Genomic DNA, 17955 nt, shown 5'->3' with positions numbered 1-17955 from the left:
GGGATACGTTCTTGTGCCTTGATACGGTCATAAGGATCTTTTCGCCGAAGGCAATCAAGTCAAAACTATGGGGGGAAATGTGCTATGGCATATAGATTAAGTTTAAGGAAAAAACAGCTATTGGTTTCGATTCATGTTTTTTCTGTGGTGGCTTGGTTTGGCGGGGCAATGTGTATGTTGTTACTGGGGCTCTACATGAAACATGCCGACAATGGGGAACAACTCTATTATACTTTAACCAATATGCATCTCATTGACATCACTTTGATCAGGTATCCGGCTATCATGGTCTTCGTTACTGGTATAATGTTATCCATATGGACACAATGGGGGCTTATAAAGCATTGTTCACCATCTTGATCATTTTCATGGGGATTATGTATTTGAGTGACTGGTTATCCTTCCTGCTCAAGACAGCTGAGCATGATGGAATTGTTGCGCTGCAAAACGATGCTTTTCAAACGACCAGTGTATCCCTTATTTCTGCTTCTATATTCAATATTTTTGCCATGATCATGATGACATGTGTGACCTATTTTAAGCCTTTTGGGAAGATAAAAAAGAAACGGTAACGTGTATGGTCCCAGGATCTTCGGAATCATGCATCTAAGTTCTGCAAGGAGATCCCAGAAACCCTGGGATTGATGAAAAAACAAAAAGCCGATTCCCGCTCAGGGGATCGGCTTTGTAACCTAATATTGGTGGAGTCGCTCCACAGTCGTGCGATCCAGTTTTTTCACAAGCGCGGTCAACAATTGAACCAGTTGTTCCAAGTCGTCTTCATGAATAATAGAAGTATGGCTGTGGATATACCGTGACGGAATGCCTACGGAAATCGTCGGTACACCTTGATGGTGCAAATGAATACGGCCGGCATCGGTCGCGCCGCGATCGATACTCTCATACTGCAATGGGATATCAAGCTCTTTTGCCGTATCCCTGAGTAGCTGAAGCAAACCACGGTGTGCGATGTGCAGCGCATCGTAAATGACGACCAACGGCCCTTTTCCCAAATGACAGGGAGCCTGATCCGGTGAGGTGCCTGGTATGTCTCCTCCCAACCCCACATCGATCACGATCGCAACGTCAGGGTCCACTACAGCCGCGGACGTTCCGGCGCCACGAATGCCCACTTCCTCCATGACCGTTCCCACAGCATACAGCGTGCCGGGTAAACTCTTTTGATCCAACCTGCGCATCACTTCTACGGCCACGGCACATCCCATTCGGTTGTCCATCGCTTTGGCCAACCAATACTTCGGATTGGCCATCACCGTGAACGGGGAGTGGGGAACAATCGGATCACCGGGGCGAACCCCCATGGCTTCAGCTTCTTTCCGGTCTGCCACACCGATGTCTATAAAGAGATCCTTGAGATCTACCGCTTCCTTTCGTTTGGCGGGTGGAAGCACATGGGGAGGCTGGGAGCCGATCACCCCCAGCAATGTACCTTGATGAGTCCGGATTTCTACCCGTTGGGCCGGTAACACTTGACTCCACCATCCGCCCAACGGTTGAAACTTCAAATACCCCTCATCGGTGATCCGGGTAACCATCCAACCCACTTCATCCAAATGACCGGCCAACATCACCCGTGGTCGATCCTGCTCACCTCGTTTTGCGGCAATCAGGGAACCGAGGTTGTCGGTGGTGATGTCATCGGCATGGGGTTCGACCCACTTTCGCATCACTTCACGCACCGGTTGCTCGTATCCAGATGGACCGAATGCTTCTGTCATTTCCTTCAACATGACTTTCAATGATGGTTGCATGTTCGGCTTCTCCTTTATACAGATTGTCATCATCAATATATGCGTCTGCTTTCGGCACAAGGATTCCATCGTGGGTGGTGTGATGATTCCATCATATCCTGTCAAAGACGGTTGGACAACCGCAGCTGTTAACGAGTGGTTTCCACAGGACGCCATTGTTGGATCACCGAGCGGATGTCGTCCACCTTCTTCCAATACGCTTCCATCGTCGACCGGCCTTTTGGTGTGATCCGAATGGTGGTTTGCGGAATTTTTTTGCGAATGAAGTGTTTATCCACTTCAATCAGGCCCGCTTCTTCCAATTTGGACAGGTGGCACGACAGGTTTCCTTTTGTCAGCCCGGTCAGTTCCTGCAAAAACAGGAACTCGGCTATTGTACAGGCATACAGAGCGGACATGATAGCCAATCGAGCAGGTTCGTGAACGGTTTTATCCAAACGCGCCAGTTCCTTGAAGGGCATCACGGGGGATCACCTCAGAATAAATGGAAGATCTTAGTTTCATCATAAAAGACAGATCAATTCATTTCAACAACCGGTTTACGATACAAACCAAATGCGAAAAACAATCGGGCTGAAAGCCCGTGATTTCTCATACTTTGATATAATCAAAGCGGACGCATGCTCAATCGACAAAACGAATCCGATCCAGTTGTTGTCGGAGCTGTCCGCGGATCGATTGCAAATAGGCCTGGCGAAGTTGGGTTTGTTCACGCTTTTCTTCCGGGGTTAGGCCTTCGTTTTTTTGTTTGCGGGCCAATTCGTTGATGCGTTGAATCATTTCTTTGGTAATCACGACACTCACTCCTCTTTACACACTTTACCGAAAGTCGCGATGGATGGCAACCCATGAGAAGAAAACCGTGTACATAGAGAAAGGATGATGATCAATATGGTTCAATGGGAACTGTTTCGCGAACTGACACAAACACCTGCGGCGCCCGGTTTTGAACAGGGCTTACGCCGGGTGATTCGCAAACACTTGGAGCCGCTGGCCGATGAGTTGGTGCAGGACCGGTTGGGCAGCTTGTTCGGCGTCAAACGAGGTAACGGAGAACATCCGCGGGTGATGGTGGCTGGACATATGGATGAGGTAGCCATGATGATCACGCGTATTACCGAAGACGGCTTTCTCAAATTTCAGCCGTTGGGCGGATGGTGGAGCCAAGTGATGTTGGCGCAACGGGTGGAGGTCATCAATGAAAGAAGCGAGCGGATCCCAGGAGTGATTGGTTCCGTGCCGCCTCATCTTCTGGACGCGGAAGCACGTAAAAAGCCGGTGGAGATTCAGAAAATGTTTATCGACATTGGTGCACGCGACAAGGATGAAGTGGAATCGCTGGGCATTCAGCCTGGAGACGCAGCCGTTCCTGTTTGCCCTTATGTGGAAATGGCCACTGGCAAACGGATCATGACCAAAGCATGGGACAACCGCTTCGGTTGCGGGATGGCGATCGAGCTGTTGCGGGAACTGAAAGGCACCTCCCATCCCAATACCGTTTATGCGGGTGCCACCGTTCTGGAAGAGGTGGGCGCCCGTGGAGCGAAAACTTCTGCCCAGATGATTGAACCGGATGTGTTTTTTGCCGTAGATGCCGGTCCGGCCGGGGATACACCCGGAATTCGTGACGGGTTCGGAAAACTCGGCAAAGGGGTGGTCATCCGTATCTTTGACCGGACGATGGTCACGCTTCCCGGCATGCGGGAGTTTTTGTTGGATACGGCGGAGTCAGAAGGGATTCCGTACCAGTTTTTCGTCTCCCAAGGGGGAACGGATGCCGGTCAAGCACACCTGACAGGTAAAGGCGTGCCCTCAGCGGCGGTGGGAATCGTTGCCCGTTACATCCATTCCCATGCGTCCGTGGTGGATAAAGAGGATGTGGAAGCGGCCAAGCAATTTTTGGTGGCCCTCGTCAAACGCTTAGACAAGTCTGCGCTGGAGTCAATTCGTGGGCATTGACAACGATAGATACCGGTTCACTCCTAGGAAATTCGAAAAGGGTTACAGGGATTTGGCAATCTCTGGAGAACCCTACAGATAAGTTCCCCCGTTGCCGATTCGGACTGTCCGGAAAGGAGATGAATCGGTTGTCGTTGATCAAGGTGTTGTTGGTGGCGTTTGGGATGACGATCGTACTGTCCCCGATGGTCATCCCTATCCTTCGCCGTTTGAAATTCGGCCAAAGCATTCGGGAAGAAGGACCTCAGGGGCACCTGAAAAAGGCGGGAACCCCGACGATGGGTGGCGTGATCTTTCTAACGTCGATCGTGCTGACCGTCATCCCGTTCGGTCAGCATTGGCTGAAGAGATTGGTTAACGCCGATGTGTTTTTTCTTATATTCGCCACCTTGGGTTACGGCATTTTGGGGTTTCTGGATGATTACATCAAAGTGGTGATGAAACGCAATTTGGGGTTGACCGCTCGACAAAAATTATTGGGTCAGCTTTTCATCGGATTGGTGTTGTTTTGGGTACTGTTAGAAGTGCGTGTATTTCACCCCAACACGATCGGGTACATATTTTCCGTTGGCATACCGGGGACGGACTGGATCATCCACTTGAACTGGCTGTATCTGCCGCTGTTGTTGTTTATCATGATCGCCACTTCCAACGCTGTTAATCTGACGGACGGTCTGGATGGACTGCTGGCGGGAACTGCTGTGGCAGCGTACACCGCTTATGCCGTAATCGGCTGGGTGCAAAGCAATCTTTCTGTCGTCCTGTTTTCAGTGGCTGTGATCGGGGCGTTGCTCGGATTTTTGGTGTTTAATGCGCACCCGGCCAAAGTGTTTATGGGAGACACGGGCTCGTTGGCGCTGGGAGGAGGATTGGCGGCATTGTCCGTCATCACCAAGACGGAACTGCTGTTACCGATCATCGGTGCGGTTTTTGTGGCGGAAGCCTTGTCCGTTATTTTGCAGGTGATTTCGTTCAAATGGCGGGGCCGGCGCATTTTCCGCATGAGTCCGTTACACCACCATTTTGAGCTTTGTGGTTGGTCCGAGTGGAAGGTGGTGGTCGTTTTCTGGATGGCTGGATGGTTGTTCGCGGTGGTGGGGGTGTATCTGGAGGTGTTTGTGAGATAAATGCTTTACCACCGGGATATCGGGTCTGGCATGCCGATCCTGATGTTGCACGGATTCGGTCTGGATCATCAATCGATGATGGGATATATGGAGCCGTTGTTTCAGAAACGGAGCGGTTGGCGCAGAATCTATGCGGATTTGCCGGGAATGGGGAGAACTGGGGAGCTGAACGGGATCGAATGTGCGGATGACATGTTGGGCACCATTTTATCGTTGATCGATGACACCATCGGGAACCAATCTTTTCTGATCGTGGGAGAGTCCTGCGGTGGTTATCTGGCACGGGGCGTTTTGGCCAAAAGGATCTCTCAAGTGGCGGGGATGCTCCTTGTGTGTCCGGTTGTTCAACCGGACAAAAGCAAACGAACCCTGCCAGAGCGTACCGTCTTATATCGCGACGAACCATTTGTGGCCACGTTGACGGACGAGGAGAAGGAGACGTGGGAGTCCATTGCCGTGATACAGGATCGAAGACATTGGGAGATGGTGAAACGAGAAATTCTTCCAGGTGAAAAACTATCCCGTTCACACACTCGTTTTTTGGCCAAGATCAAACGAAACTACGCATTCACATTCAACCCGGACTTGTTGGATTCCCCTTTCCAACACCCGGTGCTGATCGTGACCGGCCGTCAAGATCACATTACCGGGTTCCAAGACGCTTGGTCCCTGGTGGAAATGTATCCGCGAGCCAGTTTTGCCGTGCTCGACGGCGCAGGTCACAATTTGTCCATTGAGCAGCGAGGGACGTTAAGCGCACTGATTGGAGATTGGTTGGATCGGGTGAGAGGATTATGAATGATCAACCTGACATGATGGAAACAATTAACGAAACCCCCCCAATGATTTGGGGATCATTGGGGGGGGGAGGTAAGTTAATGTTTGGCAGAAATTGACGGCCCCCGTTTTCCGTGTTCAAGCAAAAAGGTCAGGAGCAATGCCAACATCAGCATCGTACCGATCATGGAAATGACGCCGTCCCAACCGAATCGGCTCCAGAAGAGACCGCCGCTGGTACCCATCACACTGGAACCGAGATAGTAGAATAACAGATACAACGACATCGCCTGCGTTTTGTATCGGTGTGCCTGTTTTCCCACCCAGCTGCTCACAACCGAGTGGCTGCCAAAGAAACCGAACGTGAATAAGGCTACACCGATGATTTTTACAACCAAATGTTGGTTGATGGTTACGATGGCACCCAATAACATGATGCCAATCCCGTACCATAATACGGTGGATCGCCGGAATCGGTCTGCCAATTGCCCCATCCACGCGGAGCTGAACGTACCGACTAGATAGACGATAAAGATCAAACCGACACTGGTTTGGCTCAAATCATAGGGTGGGGCCATCAACGGATAACCGATGTAGTTGTATAGGGTAACAAAACCACCCATCAGCAAAAAACCGATACCATAAAGACAGATAAGTGCAGGATCTTTTAAGTTACGTAACAATGACGACCCCAATCGACGCCAATTGGTCCGTTTTGGAGAAAAATGGTGCGAATCCGGCAAGTTGTGCCAAAACCACAAACTGATCAGTATACCGATTACACCCATGGTGCCCAGTGCCACATGCCAAGAAAACTGTTCTGTCAGCCAACCTACCACCAGACGACCAGTCAACCCTCCCAATGCACTGCCACCGACATAGATGCCCATCACGCGCCCCATAAATTTGGGGTGAAATTCCTCATTTACATAGACCATGGCGATGGCAGGGAAACCGGCAAGTACGATCCCCTGCAACGCACGAATCACTAATAACAGCGAAAAGCTGGGGCTGAATGCGGCGAGGATCGACAAAACCGAGGAGAGCATCAGCGAAACCGTCATGATGGGTTTGCGCCCTTTCGATTCCGATACCAATGAGATGATCAACATGCACACTGCAAGGGCACCGGTCGTCAGTGACAACGACAGGCTGGCTGATGCGGGTGAGACGTGAAACTGTTTCGCCAACAGTGGAATCAATGGCTGTGTACTATATAATGATGCAAATGTCACAAAGCTACCTAAAAATAGAGCGGAAATCGCTTTTCCATAAACGTTGCTTCCTCTTTCAATATAGTCATCCACTGCGTGTCATCCCTTCCAACGACTCTAAATCATGATCGGATTCACTGTATCATCTTACGCTTGACAGCTCATATTGTCCAATTTATTATTTGCATGAGTTTCATGCGTTTTGGTTATGGAACGGAGGGGATGTACATGGAGTGGCAACAACTTGAATACTTCCAAACGGTTGCACGAGAGCAGCATTTTACCCGGGCCGCAAAAAAGCTTGCCATTTCCCAACCGGCACTGAGCCGTTCGATCGCCCGGTTGGAAGATGAATTGGGTGTGCCGCTGTTTGAGAGATCCGGACGTTCCATTCGCCTCAATCGTTATGGAGAGATGTTTTTGGAGCAAGTGGATGCCGCTCTCGGTCTGATTAACGAAGGTGTGCAAAAACTGCGAGACATGGTGGACCCTGAGCGGGGCACTGTTTCGCTTGCGTTCCTGCATACATTGGGAACACATTTGGTGCCTGATTTATTGGGTTCTTTCCGAAAGAAACACCCGCATATTCAGTTCCAATTGTTTCAGGACGCCTCCTCCGATCTGTTTGAGCGGTTAAAGGCAGGGGAATTGGATTTGTGCCTGTCGTCCGGACCCGTAAAAATGTCGGGTGTGGTGTGGGAGGAATTGTTTCGGGACGAGTTGTACGTGATTGTTCCCGAACACCATCCATTGGCCGATCGGGATGAAATCAACCTGTGGGAGATTGCGGACGAACCGTTTATCTCCCTGAAAAAGGGATACGGCTTGCGCGCGTTGACCGACCGCTTGTGCCGACAAGCGGGGTTTACGCCGAATATCACGTTTGAGGGAGAAGAGGTGACCACTGTGGCTGGCCTGGTTTCCGCAGGATTGGGGGTGGCACTCATCCCGGAAACCGGAGGGGAAGATATGCGCCAAATCCGGCGATTACATGTGAGATCCCCCCATTGTCAGCGTGTGATCGGCATCGCATGGGTGGAAGGGAGGTACCTGTCTCCGGCGGCGAAATTGTTTCGTCAGTTTGTGTTGGACCACTTTCGATGAAGGATGGTCGGGCAAGAGAGCTGAAAGCCATAATTTCTGTGGTAGATGATTGGAGTATCCTTCTTCGAATCGTTCCATAAGCCTTAGTACGCCTCAGGTTATTCGACCATATACTATCCCGACATCCAAATAACGGGAGATGATCTAAATGTACCCCTATGTTTATCATCCATCGATTTGGCATCCTAGATCGATGCGTGCCTACACGTTAGGAGAATGGGGAAGCTCCGGGGAAGACCCAACTTTGATCCAAGACATCGCCAAAGCGATCAGCGGTCAATACAACGCGATCTCTTGTTACGAGAAATTGGCCCGGTTGGCTCCTACGGAGGAAGAGCGGCGACAGATCATGGAGATTCGTCAGGACGAGATCAACCATTACCGGGAATTTTGTCAGATCTACATTCGTCTGACCGGAAAGCAACCTCAGATCACGGCGGAACCCTGTCCGGATGACTACCAGGAAGGACTGGAATTCGCCCTGAAAGACGAACAGAAAACAGTGGACTTTTATCTCGATATCGCCGACAAAACCCGGGACCCTTCCATCAAAAAAGCGTTTACCCGAGCCGCCCATGACGAACAAAACCATGCCGTCTGGTTCCTTTATTTCTGGACAAAACATGGCCGCTGCAGGTGCAAGCAAACGTAACAAAAAACCTCTGTCGGGTCGACAGGGGTGCTTTATTTTTTAATAGGGGTGGAGGGAGTGAAAACGATTATTTTTTGGATAAGCAGAAAGGTGAGCTGATAAATGAGTGTAACAAAGAAAGGAACATTGCAAGTGCCTGGATCCAACCTCTACTACGAGGTGCGCGGAACCGGTCCCGTCCTTCTGATGATCCATGGCGGAGGTGGTGAAGCCGACAAGTTCCTTCATGTCGCTAACCATCTTGCTGACCGGTACACAGTTGTTACCTATGACCGTCGGGGCCACTCGCGAAGCAATCTCACCAATCCGACAGTGGAGACACACAGTGACGACGCTCACCGCCTGTTGGCAAAACTGACCGATGAACCGGCGTGCGTATTCGGAAGCAGCTCCGGCGCATGCATCGGACTCGATCTGTCCATCCGCCACCCCGAGCAGGTACGAGTTCTGATCCCACACGAGCCGATCTTCAGCGATGAGCAGGTACAGGCTAGACAAAGCTTGAAGGACCTGCAAGAAAATATTCTTCGTGAGGGTGTTCTTTCCGCTTTCATGAAGTTTTCGTCAAATCTAAGTATGAACTCCGGCAATCAATCCGATCAATCCAATGATGAGCGAATGGAGCGGATCGTCGTCAATCTAACGTATTTCATCACGTATGAAATCCCGGGAATCCGCAGCCATACATGGGATCCCGATACATTGAGTCCCCCTCAGAGTCATTCTATTTTTTCCAATTAATCGAATACATAAATTATTAATCAATTTAAAATGAGCAGAACAGATTGACAACTGAAATAAACTATTCTACAATACCAGTACGTACTGGTATCAATCAGGGAGTGATCGATCGTGCAACCTTTACTCTTCACCACCAAGATGCCGCAACATGCTCGGGACAAGATCCTGTTTGCCGCTCTGCAGCTCTTTACTTCCAAAGGTTTTCAGGAATCGTCCATCCTGGAAGTGGTGGAGACGGCGCGGGTCTCGAAAACCACCTTTTACAACTTTTTCCGCAACAAAGAGGATCTCCTCGTTCGCCTGTTCGAGCAGCTGGCAGAGGAGATCCTGGATGAGGTGCAACGGGCTGTCCGGGAGGAGAAACAGGCCACCTACAAAGGGTTTGCCGGTATTCGTCGGTACCTGCAATTGTGCACAGAACGAGATTCCGTGGCCCGTCTGTTGTTGATCACATCCGCCGGTGTGAGCGGGGAAGTTGAGGCGGTTCGGCGGAAGGCACATGCCCGTTTTGCTCGCCTGTTTCAACAGACGGCACAGGAGGTCATGCCGGAAAGGGTATCAGAAGCGGAAATCCAGGTGGTGTCTAAGGCGATGGTTGGGGCGATCAATGAAGTGGTGATCCAGCGGGTGGCCGATGGATCGGAAGAGATGGACATCGATCATCTGGCTCGGCTGTTGAATCGGATCGTGGTGAGCTCCTTCACGAATCTGACCGCGGGGCTTTCCATTCCGTCGAGCTAATCGGATTTTTCCCTGATGCGTACCGGTACGCTGGAGAATCTGGAAGGAGGCGTGACCATGTTTACCCGGCAGGGACAGCAGTCTTCCTTGTGTTTTCAACTTTCCCCGGAACAGGAAGAGTTGCGTAAGTGGGCGCACGGATTTGCAGAAAAGGAGATTCGCCCCGTGGCTGCGGAGTACGATGAACGGGAAGAGTTTCCCATGGAAGTGTTCAGAAAGGCAGCCAAAGCAGGCCTGACCAGTTTTGCCTGCCCCGAAGAATACGGCGGCGGCGGGTTGACCAGTGTGATGGCCGCTTGCCTCATTAATGAGGAGCTGTTCTGGGGATGTGCCGGCATCGCCACCTCCATCTCGGCGATCGGGCTTGCAGGTCTTCCCATCTACTACATGGGGACAGAAGAGCAAAAGAAGAAGTGGCTGCCCTATCTCTGTGATCCGGAAAACCCCCGTCTGGGCGCCATGGCGCTGACGGAGCCGGGGGCTGGCTCAGATGTGAAGGCCATCCAGACAAGGGCGGTGTTGGACGGAGACGAGTGGGTTCTCAACGGTCGTAAATGTTTTATCACGAACGGTGGAATCGCCGATCTCTACGTGGTTTTCGCCAAAACCGACCCGGATGCGGGCTACCACGGGGTATCTGCCTTCATCGTTCCCGGAGACACGCCGGGGCTGTCGGGAGGCAAGAAGGAGCGGAAGATGGGGATTCGCGCTTCCCACACCGGCGATGTCATTCTGGAGGATGTCAGGGTGCCACGGGAAAACCTGCTTGGCGAGGAAAACATGGCCTTCTTCGGGGCGATGAAAATGCTGGAGTATTCCCGTCCGGCAGTGGCCGCGGCAGCGGTCGGTGTCGCCCGTGCCGCATACGAGTATGCGTTGGAGTATGCCAAACAGCGGGTACAGTTTGGTCGCCCGATCATTAAAAACCAAGCTATCGCCTTCATGTTGGCGGATATGAAAACCAAGATCGATGCTGCTCGTCTGCTGACGTGGAGAGCGGCAGATCTGGCTGATCGTGGAGAGTCTTGTGCTGTGGAGGGAAGCATGGCCAAAGCTTTTGCGGCGGAGACGGCCATGGAGGTAACCACCAACGCGGTGCAAATCCTGGGCGGATACGGTTACATGCGGGATTATCCGGTGGAAAAATGGATGCGGGATGCCAAGATTCTGTCCATCTATGAAGGTACAACTCAGATTCAGAAAAAAGTGATTTCCGCAGGATTATAAAATATTATTATTAATAAAAAAAGGAGGAATTCATGATGAGCAATCGTTACAGTGCCGACATGAAAACTGCCGAGGTGTTTCAGGAAATTGAAAAACGGATCAATGAGAATCCCAAACCGGTTGAAGGTATTGAAAGCGTTTACCAGTTTGAGCTGAGTGGGGATGACGGAGCCACTTACCAGCTGCACCTGTCCAACGGTAACGCCAAAGTGGTGGAGGGGGAAGCGGCCGCTGCCGATTGTACGTTGCAAATGGATGCCAAGGATTTTAAAGACATGCTGCTGGGAAATCTGAACGGCACGGCGGCATTCATGACCGGAAAACTGAAGATCAAAGGCGATATGAGCAAGGCGATTAAACTGCAGACCATTCTCAGCAAATACGAAGTATGACGACGGGAGCGGGGTGAGGGAGAAGCCGTACGAGGTTCACGATGGGAGGCCGGTGTCCATGAAGCCGAAAAATCTATTGGACATGGTACGGCGAACGGTAAACAGCTATCCGGACAAAACGGCATTGATGTACAAAACCGACGGGTTGTACAAAGGCATCACCTACCGCCAACTATGGAAACAGGTGCGGGATACAGCAGCAGGGCTGGTCCGTCTCGGATTGCGGAGCGGGGATAAAGTGGCCCTCATCTCCGAGAACCATCCCTTTTGGCCTGTGACAGATCTGGCCGTAGCCAGTATGAGAGGGGTAAGCGTTCCGGTGTATCCGACGCTGCCCCCCGATCAAGTGGCTTTTATCCTGAAAAACGCGGATTGCCGGATGGCTGTGGTGGAGGACGAACATCAGCTGGAAAAAGTCCGGGAAGGCGGAGCGGAACTGTCGCATATTGTGGTGATGAAACCGGGTGCGGGTGTCACCGGGGAGAAAGGAATTCTCTCATTTGATACCTTACTGAAGGAAGGCGCCGCACATCCCCTGGAGAATTGGGAGGAAGAGTTGAATCGGATCGACCGCGACCAGCTGGTCACGATCATTCACACTTCCGGTACGACCGGCCGCCCCAAAGGTGTGATGCTTACTCACGGCAATTTTTTGGCCAACATGGAGGGGATTCATTTCTGGTGCCTGGAAGTGCTTCCGGATGATGTTTTCCTCTCCTATTTGCCCTTGTCTCACGTCTTTGAGCGGTTGGCGGGACAATTCGTTCCTCTTTCCGTGGGTGCGACGATCGCTTATGCGGAAAGCACTGACACCATTCAAGAGAACTTGGTGGAAGTCAAACCCACGGTGATGACCAGTGTGCCCCGTTTGTTTGAGAAGGTGTATGCCCGAGTGCAAGAACAGGTCGATGCGGGGACGCCTTTGCGTCGCAAGATTTTCGATTGGGCAATCCGGGTGGGGATGGAGCGGTATGAATACTATCTGCGCACTCCGATCGACGAACTCCTGTTGGGGGGCGGCATGCCTCCCAAATTGAAACTGCGTTGGAAGATTGCCGATCGCCTTGTCTACCGCAAGGTGAAAGAGCGTCTCGGCGGTCGGATCAGGGGGATGGTCTCCGGTGGAGCGCCGCTGAATCCGGAGATCGCCCAATTCTTTTGGGCGATCAACTTGCCGGTATTGGAAGGGTATGGTATGACAGAGGCGGCTCCGGTGATCGCGACCAATCCGATGGTTCGTACGAAGATTGGAACGGTGGGCAAACCGCTGCCCAACGTGGAGGTACGTATCGCTGACGATGGAGAAGTGCTGGTCAAGGGGCCCAACGTGATGAAGGGATACTACAAAAACCCGGAAGCCACCAACGAACAGCTTCGGGACGGGTGGTTGTACACAGGGGATCTGGGGGAGCTGGACGAGGATGGGTACCTGAAAATCATTGACCGTAAGAAAAACCTGATCATCCTGTCCACAGGAAAAAATCTCGCTCCTCAACCCATCGAAAACGCCATTAACAATAGTCCCTACATCGCCCAGTCCGTCCTGATCGGCCACGGGCGCAAATACGTGATCGCTTTGGTGGTGCCCGACTTTGAGAATCTGGCGCCTTGGGCCCGAAAACGGGGATGGTCCACCGAATCCCGGGAGGAGTTGGTCCGCCGCGCCGAGGTGAAAGAGTTGCTACAACGAGAGGTACAACGGCTGACTGCCGGTTTTGCCTCCTACGAGCAGCCGAAAAAAGTGCTCGTGGCGGAAAAGGAATGGACCGTCGAAGACGGTGAGCTCACACCTACCCTCAAGGTGCGGATGAGGGAAATTGAGAAGCGGTACCGAGAAGCCATCGAGCGGGCTTACGACGAAGGAACGCCGTCGAAAACGGAAATGTCCACGGTACACGTATAAATGATTGATTATTCATTCAGTAGATGGGAGGGATGATGGATGACGTATTCGCTGGCAGGGAAGGTGGCACTGGTGACGGGCGCTTCCAGGGGACTGGGCCGTGCGGATGCGCTCGCCTTGGCTCGGGCGGGAGCCGACGTGGTGATTACGGATATCCTTTTGGAAAGTGAAAATAACGAAGAAGTCGCCGAAACATACGGTCCGATCAGTCAGGTGATGCAATCCGCCGGTGTCGTTTATGCTGAAAAAACGGCGGAAGAGATCCGAAACATGGGACGGCGTTCCATGGCCATCCGAATGGATGTGACCGATCGGAAGCAAGTGGAGGAAGTGTTCCGACTCGTAAAGGAGGAGATGGGGGGGATCCACATCCTTGTCAACAACGCGGGGACCTTGGATCACGTCTCCCAGATCGAACACCAGAATGACGCCTTTTGGGAACGGGATCTGAAAGTGAATCTGACCGGCGCCTACAACACCACCAAGGCCGTCTGGCCGATCATGAAGGAGCAAAAATGGGGGCGAATCATCAACATGGCTTCCGTGGCCGGCACGCTGGGTGGTTTCGGTCAGGCAAGCTACTCCACCACCAAGGCGGGTATTTTGGGTTTCACCAAGAGCATGGCTTTGGAAGGGGCCCGCTATAACATCACCGTAAATGCCATTGTTCCTGGGGTTATCAATACAGAGGCCTTTCAGATGATTAATCCCAAGATGAAGGAGCGGATGATCCAGCGCACCGCTTTCAAACGGCCGGGGGAACCGGAGGATATCGCGAATGCCATCTGTTTCCTGGCCTCGGATCACGCTCGCTACATCACGGGGATCGAACTGAACGTCTCCGGCGGAATCGAATTGTTCACCTTTTAGGAGGGATCGGGATGAAGCAGGACAGGGACGCCGTGATCCTGGATGCCGTCCGGACGCCGATGGGACGAAAAAAGGGAATGCTGAGCCGGACGCGGCCCGATGAGATGGCGGCGCACGTATTATCCGGAATCGTCGAACGGAACGGAATCGACCCGGGGGCGGTGGAGGATGTCAAAATGGGCTGTGTCACCCAGATCGGCGAACAGGGTTACAACATCGGCCGCCTCGCCGCACTGATCGCCGGGTTTCCGGTGGAGGTGTGTGGTGTCAGTTCCAATCGGATGTGCGGTTCCAGTCTGGAGACACTGAATCAGGCCGCACACGAAGTGATGGCGGGGATGGGGGACCTGTTCATTGCCGCCGGGGTGGAAAGTATGAGCCGTGTTCCCATGGGGAGCGACGGAGGCAACTTCAGTGAAAAACTGACTGACCGGTATACGATCATCCCTCAGGGATTTTCCGCAGAGATGATCGCCTCCCGTTGGGCGTTGTCCAGGGAGGAACTGGATTCTTTTTCCTATGAAAGTCACCAAAAAGCGATAAAGGCCAGACGAGAAGGGCGTTTCGACAACGAAATCCTACCCATCGAAGTGGAGGATGAAAACGGAAACATCCGACGCATGGAGATGGACGAGACTCCCCGGGAGGATACGGATCTGCAAAAGATGGCCACATTGCAACCTTCGTTTCAGGCTGACGGCGTCGTCACCCCGGGTAACTCCAGCCAGATTTCCGACGGTGCAGCCGCCGTTCTCATCGCCTCCCGCAAAAAGGCGAAGGAGCTGGGCATCCGCCCCAGGGCCCGCATTGTGGCCACTGCCACTGCGGGGGTGGATCCGACGATCATGCTGACCGGCGTGATCCCCGCGACGGAGAAGGTGTTGAAAAAGGCGGGACTTCGGATGGAGGACATCGATCTCTTCGAAGTGAATGAAGCTTTCGCCTCCGTAGTGCTGGCCTGGCAACGCGAAACCGGTGCCCCGTGGGAAAAAGTGAATGTCAACGGTGGAGCGATCGCCCTGGGCCACCCCCTCGGGGCCAGCGGAGCCCGGATCACGGCCACGTTGGTCAATGAGATGGAGCGACGGAAATCCCGTTTCGGCCTGATTACCATGTGCATCGGCTTTGGGATGGCCATCGCCACCATCCTGGAACGGGAGGAGTGAGGGTTATGTGGAAACATTTTCTGGTAGAGAACAGAGATTTCGTCACCACGGTCACCATCAACCGCCCTCCCTATAACACCCTGAGTTTGGGCACGTTAGAGGAGTTGGGCCGGATTCTGGACGACCTGGAAGAGGATGAGGCGACACGGGTCATGCTGCTGACAGGGAGCGGCGATCGTGCATTTTCCGCTGGAGCTGATATGACGGAGTTCGGTCAAGCGGAAGGGGGGCCCGAGGCAACCATCCGCAAAGTACACACTCTGTTCCAGCGCATCGAACACTTTCCGAAACCGATTATCGCCGTCATCAACGGCTACGCGCTGGGCGGGGGATGCGAGCTGCAAATGGCCTGCCATCTGGCAGTGGCTTCGGATCAGGCACGGCTGGGGCTCCCGGAAGTCAAAAGGGGCATTCTCCCCGGTTACGGCGGGACCCAGCGTATGGCGCGGCTGATAGGAAAAAGACGCGCTCTCTATTACATGCTGCGGGGGCAACACATCTCTGCCGAAGAGGCGAAAGCATGCGGTCTGATCAATGAAATTTTCCCTCACGAACAACTCCGTGAAAAGGCCTTTGAACTGGCCGCTTCCATGGCACGGGGCTCCGCACCATTGGCAATGCGAGGGATTATTCGGGCTGTGGGGCGGGGATTGGAACAATCCCTGGAGGAAGGCTTGAACTTGGAAACAGAAGAAATGATGAAGGTGGTCGTCTCCGAGGATGCCGCCGAAGGGATTCAAGCATTCTTCAGTAAACGGGAACCGGCGTTCAGGGGAAGGTAATCCTTCCCTAACGTTACGAAAATACAATGTTTCCTCAAGCTAGATCAAAATCCTTTATGATTACTGATTTATATGATCCGCCAGGCTCTTTATCGACGACGAGTCGAGAAAAGATACCGCGGATCATTTCTTTTCGTTCCTGTCGTGAAGCTCGTTTCCATACATATCGAAGGTTCTTTAATGCTTCTATTAACTCATCACGCGATATCCGGGGTGGTGCTGCTGTTTGCGGGATCAATTCTAATTCCGCTTTTAGCAGTTCCTCTCGCTCCCTGTCTTCCTGGGTTCTTTCCCTTAATTCCTCCAAAGTGATGACATCATTTGCAAACGCCTCTTGCCATTTCCTGCGCCGTTTTTTTATCCGTTTAATTTCCGCTTCAATCTCCTTGATTCGATACTTGGCGTTTCGGGTTCCGGTGGTTTCAGCGGCGGCACTTCTTGGATAATGTATTGCAGTTTCCTCAAATAATGCTTTTTCTACTTTCCCCTCGGACATATCCGGGAGATCACAAATACCATGAGTCAGAAAATCAAGCTGGCCGATCGTTAATATTTTGATCGGTCATTTGGCAACCTTTTGGCACCAATTGGCTATTTTCCCGTGTTAGGATGGTATTGGGGGTTGATGCGACTCACATCGCAATATGTAGGTGGTTGGAGCGGGACCAAAAATGGCTCTGTCGATCCGGAGGGTTGCGTGTCACGCGACTTATTGAGGTAGGTGAGGTGGGGCCGTAAGGGCTAATGTATCTTTAACATCGACCGGATGGGTCGATTATCAGGATACATCGTCTACCAGGGTTCGGAGTTGACCCGGACGAGAGGGTAACCGGGTAAACAACCCTTCTCCCAGGGCCACGTGCCCAACGATCACGGGTTCGATTCCCGTGCAACCACCAAAATGATACCGATAGAGATAAAAAAGCCGGTCGACAATAGATCAAAAAAACCTTACCGAGATGGTAGGGGCCGAGGGTTGTCGTTATAAGACATACAACAGGATATGTAACAGTCTAATCCTGTTGACAAAAATGGGCTGAAAAGTTTACCCCCGCCCCATCGGGCAGGGGTTCCGCCTTTGCATCGAGGCCTTAGTAATTTTGGCCTCATTAATGTCTTGACCAAATTAACAGAAAAAATTCATTAGCTACAGGCGAAAAAAACCGATCGTCTGATCGGTTAATTGAAGAGCTACAGGGAAGCACCTGGAGCTGACAAGCCAGTTTTACTATTTCCTAAAAAATCCAAGAAACCTCTTACATATATTCCATATCGGTTGGATGTTTTTCCAAAGACCCATTATCGATTGAATCGCTTTTGGCATGGGAATGAAATTCAACAATTGTGTCATTAAACCACGGATATTAATTCCTCTCAAAGTAGGTAAAGAATTGGTGGACATTTTTTTAAAACTCCCCTTTCATTTTCTGAGGATAAGTTATTCCAATGTTCTTTTTTGTGGAAGGGCAATAGTTTACAGTCATATGTGCATTTTTTTGAAAAGGTAAATATCCCAAACGTAATTATG

18 protein-coding genes and 1 pseudogene are annotated in these 17955 nt (G+C 51.9%); 14 read left to right on the top strand and 5 right to left on the bottom strand.

The genetic code is table 11. The features are described 5' to 3' along the window. Nucleotides 1–344 precede the first annotated feature (344 nt). Nucleotides 345–572 (top strand): hypothetical protein, encoded by a 228-nt coding sequence (locus KI215_RS08475; protein ID WP_212772333.1) that lies wholly within the window; start codon nt 345–347, stop codon nt 570–572. A gap of 120 nt (nt 573–692) precedes the next feature. On the opposite strand, the gene KI215_RS08470 is transcribed toward KI215_RS08475, so the two are convergent. The 3 genes from KI215_RS08470 to KI215_RS08460 form a co-directional block, all read right to left on the bottom strand. After that, nucleotides 693–1772: a M42 family metallopeptidase gene (locus tag KI215_RS08470; protein WP_212772332.1), complete on the bottom strand. Its 1080-nt coding sequence runs from the start codon at nt 1770–1772 to the stop codon at nt 693–695. A 128-nt stretch (nt 1773–1900) separates the two neighbouring features. Beyond that, a complete protein-coding gene (locus tag KI215_RS08465) occupies nt 1901–2233 on the bottom strand; it encodes a transcriptional regulator (RefSeq protein WP_246512290.1) in 333 nt (110 codons plus the stop codon). A gap of 163 nt (nt 2234–2396) precedes the next feature. After that, entirely contained in the window at nt 2397–2567 is a 171-nt protein-coding gene (locus tag KI215_RS08460; protein ID WP_420830096.1) for a DUF896 domain-containing protein, read from the bottom strand. Between the two features lie 87 nt (nt 2568–2654). Between KI215_RS08460 and KI215_RS08455 the strand changes: the two genes are divergently transcribed. The 3 genes from KI215_RS08455 (at nt 2655) to KI215_RS08445 (ending at nt 5656) form a co-directional block, all read left to right on the top strand. After that, a complete protein-coding gene (locus KI215_RS08455; protein WP_212772330.1) occupies nt 2655–3731 on the top strand; it encodes a M42 family metallopeptidase in 1077 nt (358 codons plus the stop codon). Between the two features lie 119 nt (nt 3732–3850). Beyond that, nucleotides 3851–4858, top strand: a complete 1008-nt coding sequence (mraY, locus tag KI215_RS08450) for a phospho-N-acetylmuramoyl-pentapeptide-transferase (RefSeq protein ID WP_212772329.1) — start codon at nt 3851–3853, stop codon at nt 4856–4858. Further along, nucleotides 4859–5656, top strand: a complete 798-nt coding sequence (locus KI215_RS08445; RefSeq protein WP_212772328.1) for an alpha/beta fold hydrolase — start codon at nt 4859–4861, stop codon at nt 5654–5656. A gap of 77 nt (nt 5657–5733) precedes the next feature. Here KI215_RS08445 and KI215_RS08440 read toward each other — a convergent pair whose 3' ends face one another. Then, on the bottom strand, nt 5734–6942 hold the full coding sequence (locus KI215_RS08440; RefSeq protein ID WP_212772327.1) for an MFS transporter: 1209 nt from the start codon (nt 6940–6942) through the stop codon (nt 5734–5736). Nucleotides 6943–7077: 135 nt separating this feature from the next. Here KI215_RS08440 and KI215_RS08435 point away from each other — a divergent pair, with 135 nt between their 5' ends. From KI215_RS08435 to KI215_RS08390, 10 genes and pseudogenes are all read left to right on the top strand, one after another. Next, nucleotides 7078–7953 carry a LysR family transcriptional regulator gene (locus tag KI215_RS08435; protein WP_212772326.1) on the top strand — a complete coding sequence of 292 codons (876 nt, stop codon included), beginning with the start codon at nt 7078–7080 and terminating at the stop codon, nt 7951–7953. 193 nt (nt 7954–8146) lie between these two features. After that, nucleotides 8147–8605: a ferritin family protein gene (locus tag KI215_RS08430; protein WP_212775132.1), complete on the top strand. Its 459-nt coding sequence runs from the start codon at nt 8147–8149 to the stop codon at nt 8603–8605. A gap of 102 nt (nt 8606–8707) precedes the next feature. After that, a pseudogene (locus KI215_RS08425) lies at nt 8708–9310 on the top strand (alpha/beta fold hydrolase); the annotation flags it as partial. Between the two features lie 147 nt (nt 9311–9457). Further along, nucleotides 9458–10087: a TetR/AcrR family transcriptional regulator gene (locus tag KI215_RS08420; protein ID WP_212772324.1), complete on the top strand. Its 630-nt coding sequence runs from the start codon at nt 9458–9460 to the stop codon at nt 10085–10087. Nucleotides 10088–10174: 87 nt separating this feature from the next. Further along, a complete protein-coding gene (locus KI215_RS08415; protein WP_212775131.1) occupies nt 10175–11314 on the top strand; it encodes an acyl-CoA dehydrogenase family protein in 1140 nt (379 codons plus the stop codon). Nucleotides 11315–11349: 35 nt separating this feature from the next. Continuing rightward, the gene (locus tag KI215_RS08410; RefSeq protein WP_246512062.1) at nt 11350–11706 is read left to right on the top strand and encodes an SCP2 sterol-binding domain-containing protein; all 357 of its coding nucleotides are present in this window, start codon (nt 11350–11352) and stop codon (nt 11704–11706) included. A gap of 58 nt (nt 11707–11764) precedes the next feature. Then, nucleotides 11765–13609: an AMP-dependent synthetase/ligase gene (locus tag KI215_RS08405; protein ID WP_212772323.1), complete on the top strand. Its 1845-nt coding sequence runs from the start codon at nt 11765–11767 to the stop codon at nt 13607–13609. A gap of 39 nt (nt 13610–13648) precedes the next feature. After that, nucleotides 13649–14479: an SDR family NAD(P)-dependent oxidoreductase gene (locus KI215_RS08400; RefSeq protein WP_212772322.1), complete on the top strand. Its 831-nt coding sequence runs from the start codon at nt 13649–13651 to the stop codon at nt 14477–14479. An 11-nt stretch (nt 14480–14490) separates the two neighbouring features. After that, entirely contained in the window at nt 14491–15645 is a 1155-nt protein-coding gene (locus KI215_RS08395; RefSeq protein ID WP_212772321.1) for a thiolase family protein, read from the top strand. A 5-nt stretch (nt 15646–15650) separates the two neighbouring features. Then, entirely contained in the window at nt 15651–16427 is a 777-nt protein-coding gene (locus tag KI215_RS08390; protein WP_212772320.1) for an enoyl-CoA hydratase/isomerase family protein, read from the top strand. A 34-nt stretch (nt 16428–16461) separates the two neighbouring features. Here KI215_RS08390 and KI215_RS08385 read toward each other — a convergent pair whose 3' ends face one another. Continuing rightward, nucleotides 16462–16923 (bottom strand): hypothetical protein, encoded by a 462-nt coding sequence (locus tag KI215_RS08385; protein ID WP_212772319.1) that lies wholly within the window; start codon nt 16921–16923, stop codon nt 16462–16464. Nucleotides 16924–17955: the final 1032 nt, after the last annotated feature.

It is taken from the genome of Polycladomyces abyssicola (genome assembly GCF_018326425.1).
Classification (GTDB): Bacteria; Bacillota; Bacilli; order Thermoactinomycetales; family JIR-001; genus Polycladomyces; species Polycladomyces abyssicola.
This window is presented reverse-complemented; position numbering and strand designations above follow the sequence as displayed.

Coding starts and splice junctions, on each gene's coding strand:
- KI215_RS08430 (WP_212775132.1), top strand. CDS start 8,147: ATGCGTGCCTACACGTTAGGAGAATGGGGAAGCTCCGGGGAAGACCCA.
- KI215_RS08410 (WP_246512062.1), top strand. CDS start 11,350: ATGAGCAATCGTTACAGTGCCGACATGAAAACTGCCGAGGTGTTTCAG.
- KI215_RS08465 (WP_246512290.1), bottom strand. CDS start 2,233: ATGCCCTTCAAGGAACTGGCGCGTTTGGATAAAACCGTTCACGAACCT.
- KI215_RS08400 (WP_212772322.1), top strand. CDS start 13,649: ATGACGTATTCGCTGGCAGGGAAGGTGGCACTGGTGACGGGCGCTTCC.
- KI215_RS08385 (WP_212772319.1), bottom strand. CDS start 16,923: ATGTCCGAGGGGAAAGTAGAAAAAGCATTATTTGAGGAAACTGCAATA.
- KI215_RS08390 (WP_212772320.1), top strand. CDS start 15,651: ATGTGGAAACATTTTCTGGTAGAGAACAGAGATTTCGTCACCACGGTC.
- KI215_RS08470 (WP_212772332.1), bottom strand. CDS start 1,772: ATGCAACCATCATTGAAAGTCATGTTGAAGGAAATGACAGAAGCATTC.
- mraY (WP_212772329.1), top strand. CDS start 3,851: ATGAATCGGTTGTCGTTGATCAAGGTGTTGTTGGTGGCGTTTGGGATG.
- KI215_RS08445 (WP_212772328.1), top strand. CDS start 4,859: ATGCTTTACCACCGGGATATCGGGTCTGGCATGCCGATCCTGATGTTG.
- KI215_RS08405 (WP_212772323.1), top strand. CDS start 11,765: ATGAAGCCGAAAAATCTATTGGACATGGTACGGCGAACGGTAAACAGC.
- KI215_RS08435 (WP_212772326.1), top strand. CDS start 7,078: ATGGAGTGGCAACAACTTGAATACTTCCAAACGGTTGCACGAGAGCAG.
- KI215_RS08455 (WP_212772330.1), top strand. CDS start 2,655: ATGATCAATATGGTTCAATGGGAACTGTTTCGCGAACTGACACAAACA.
- KI215_RS08395 (WP_212772321.1), top strand. CDS start 14,491: ATGAAGCAGGACAGGGACGCCGTGATCCTGGATGCCGTCCGGACGCCG.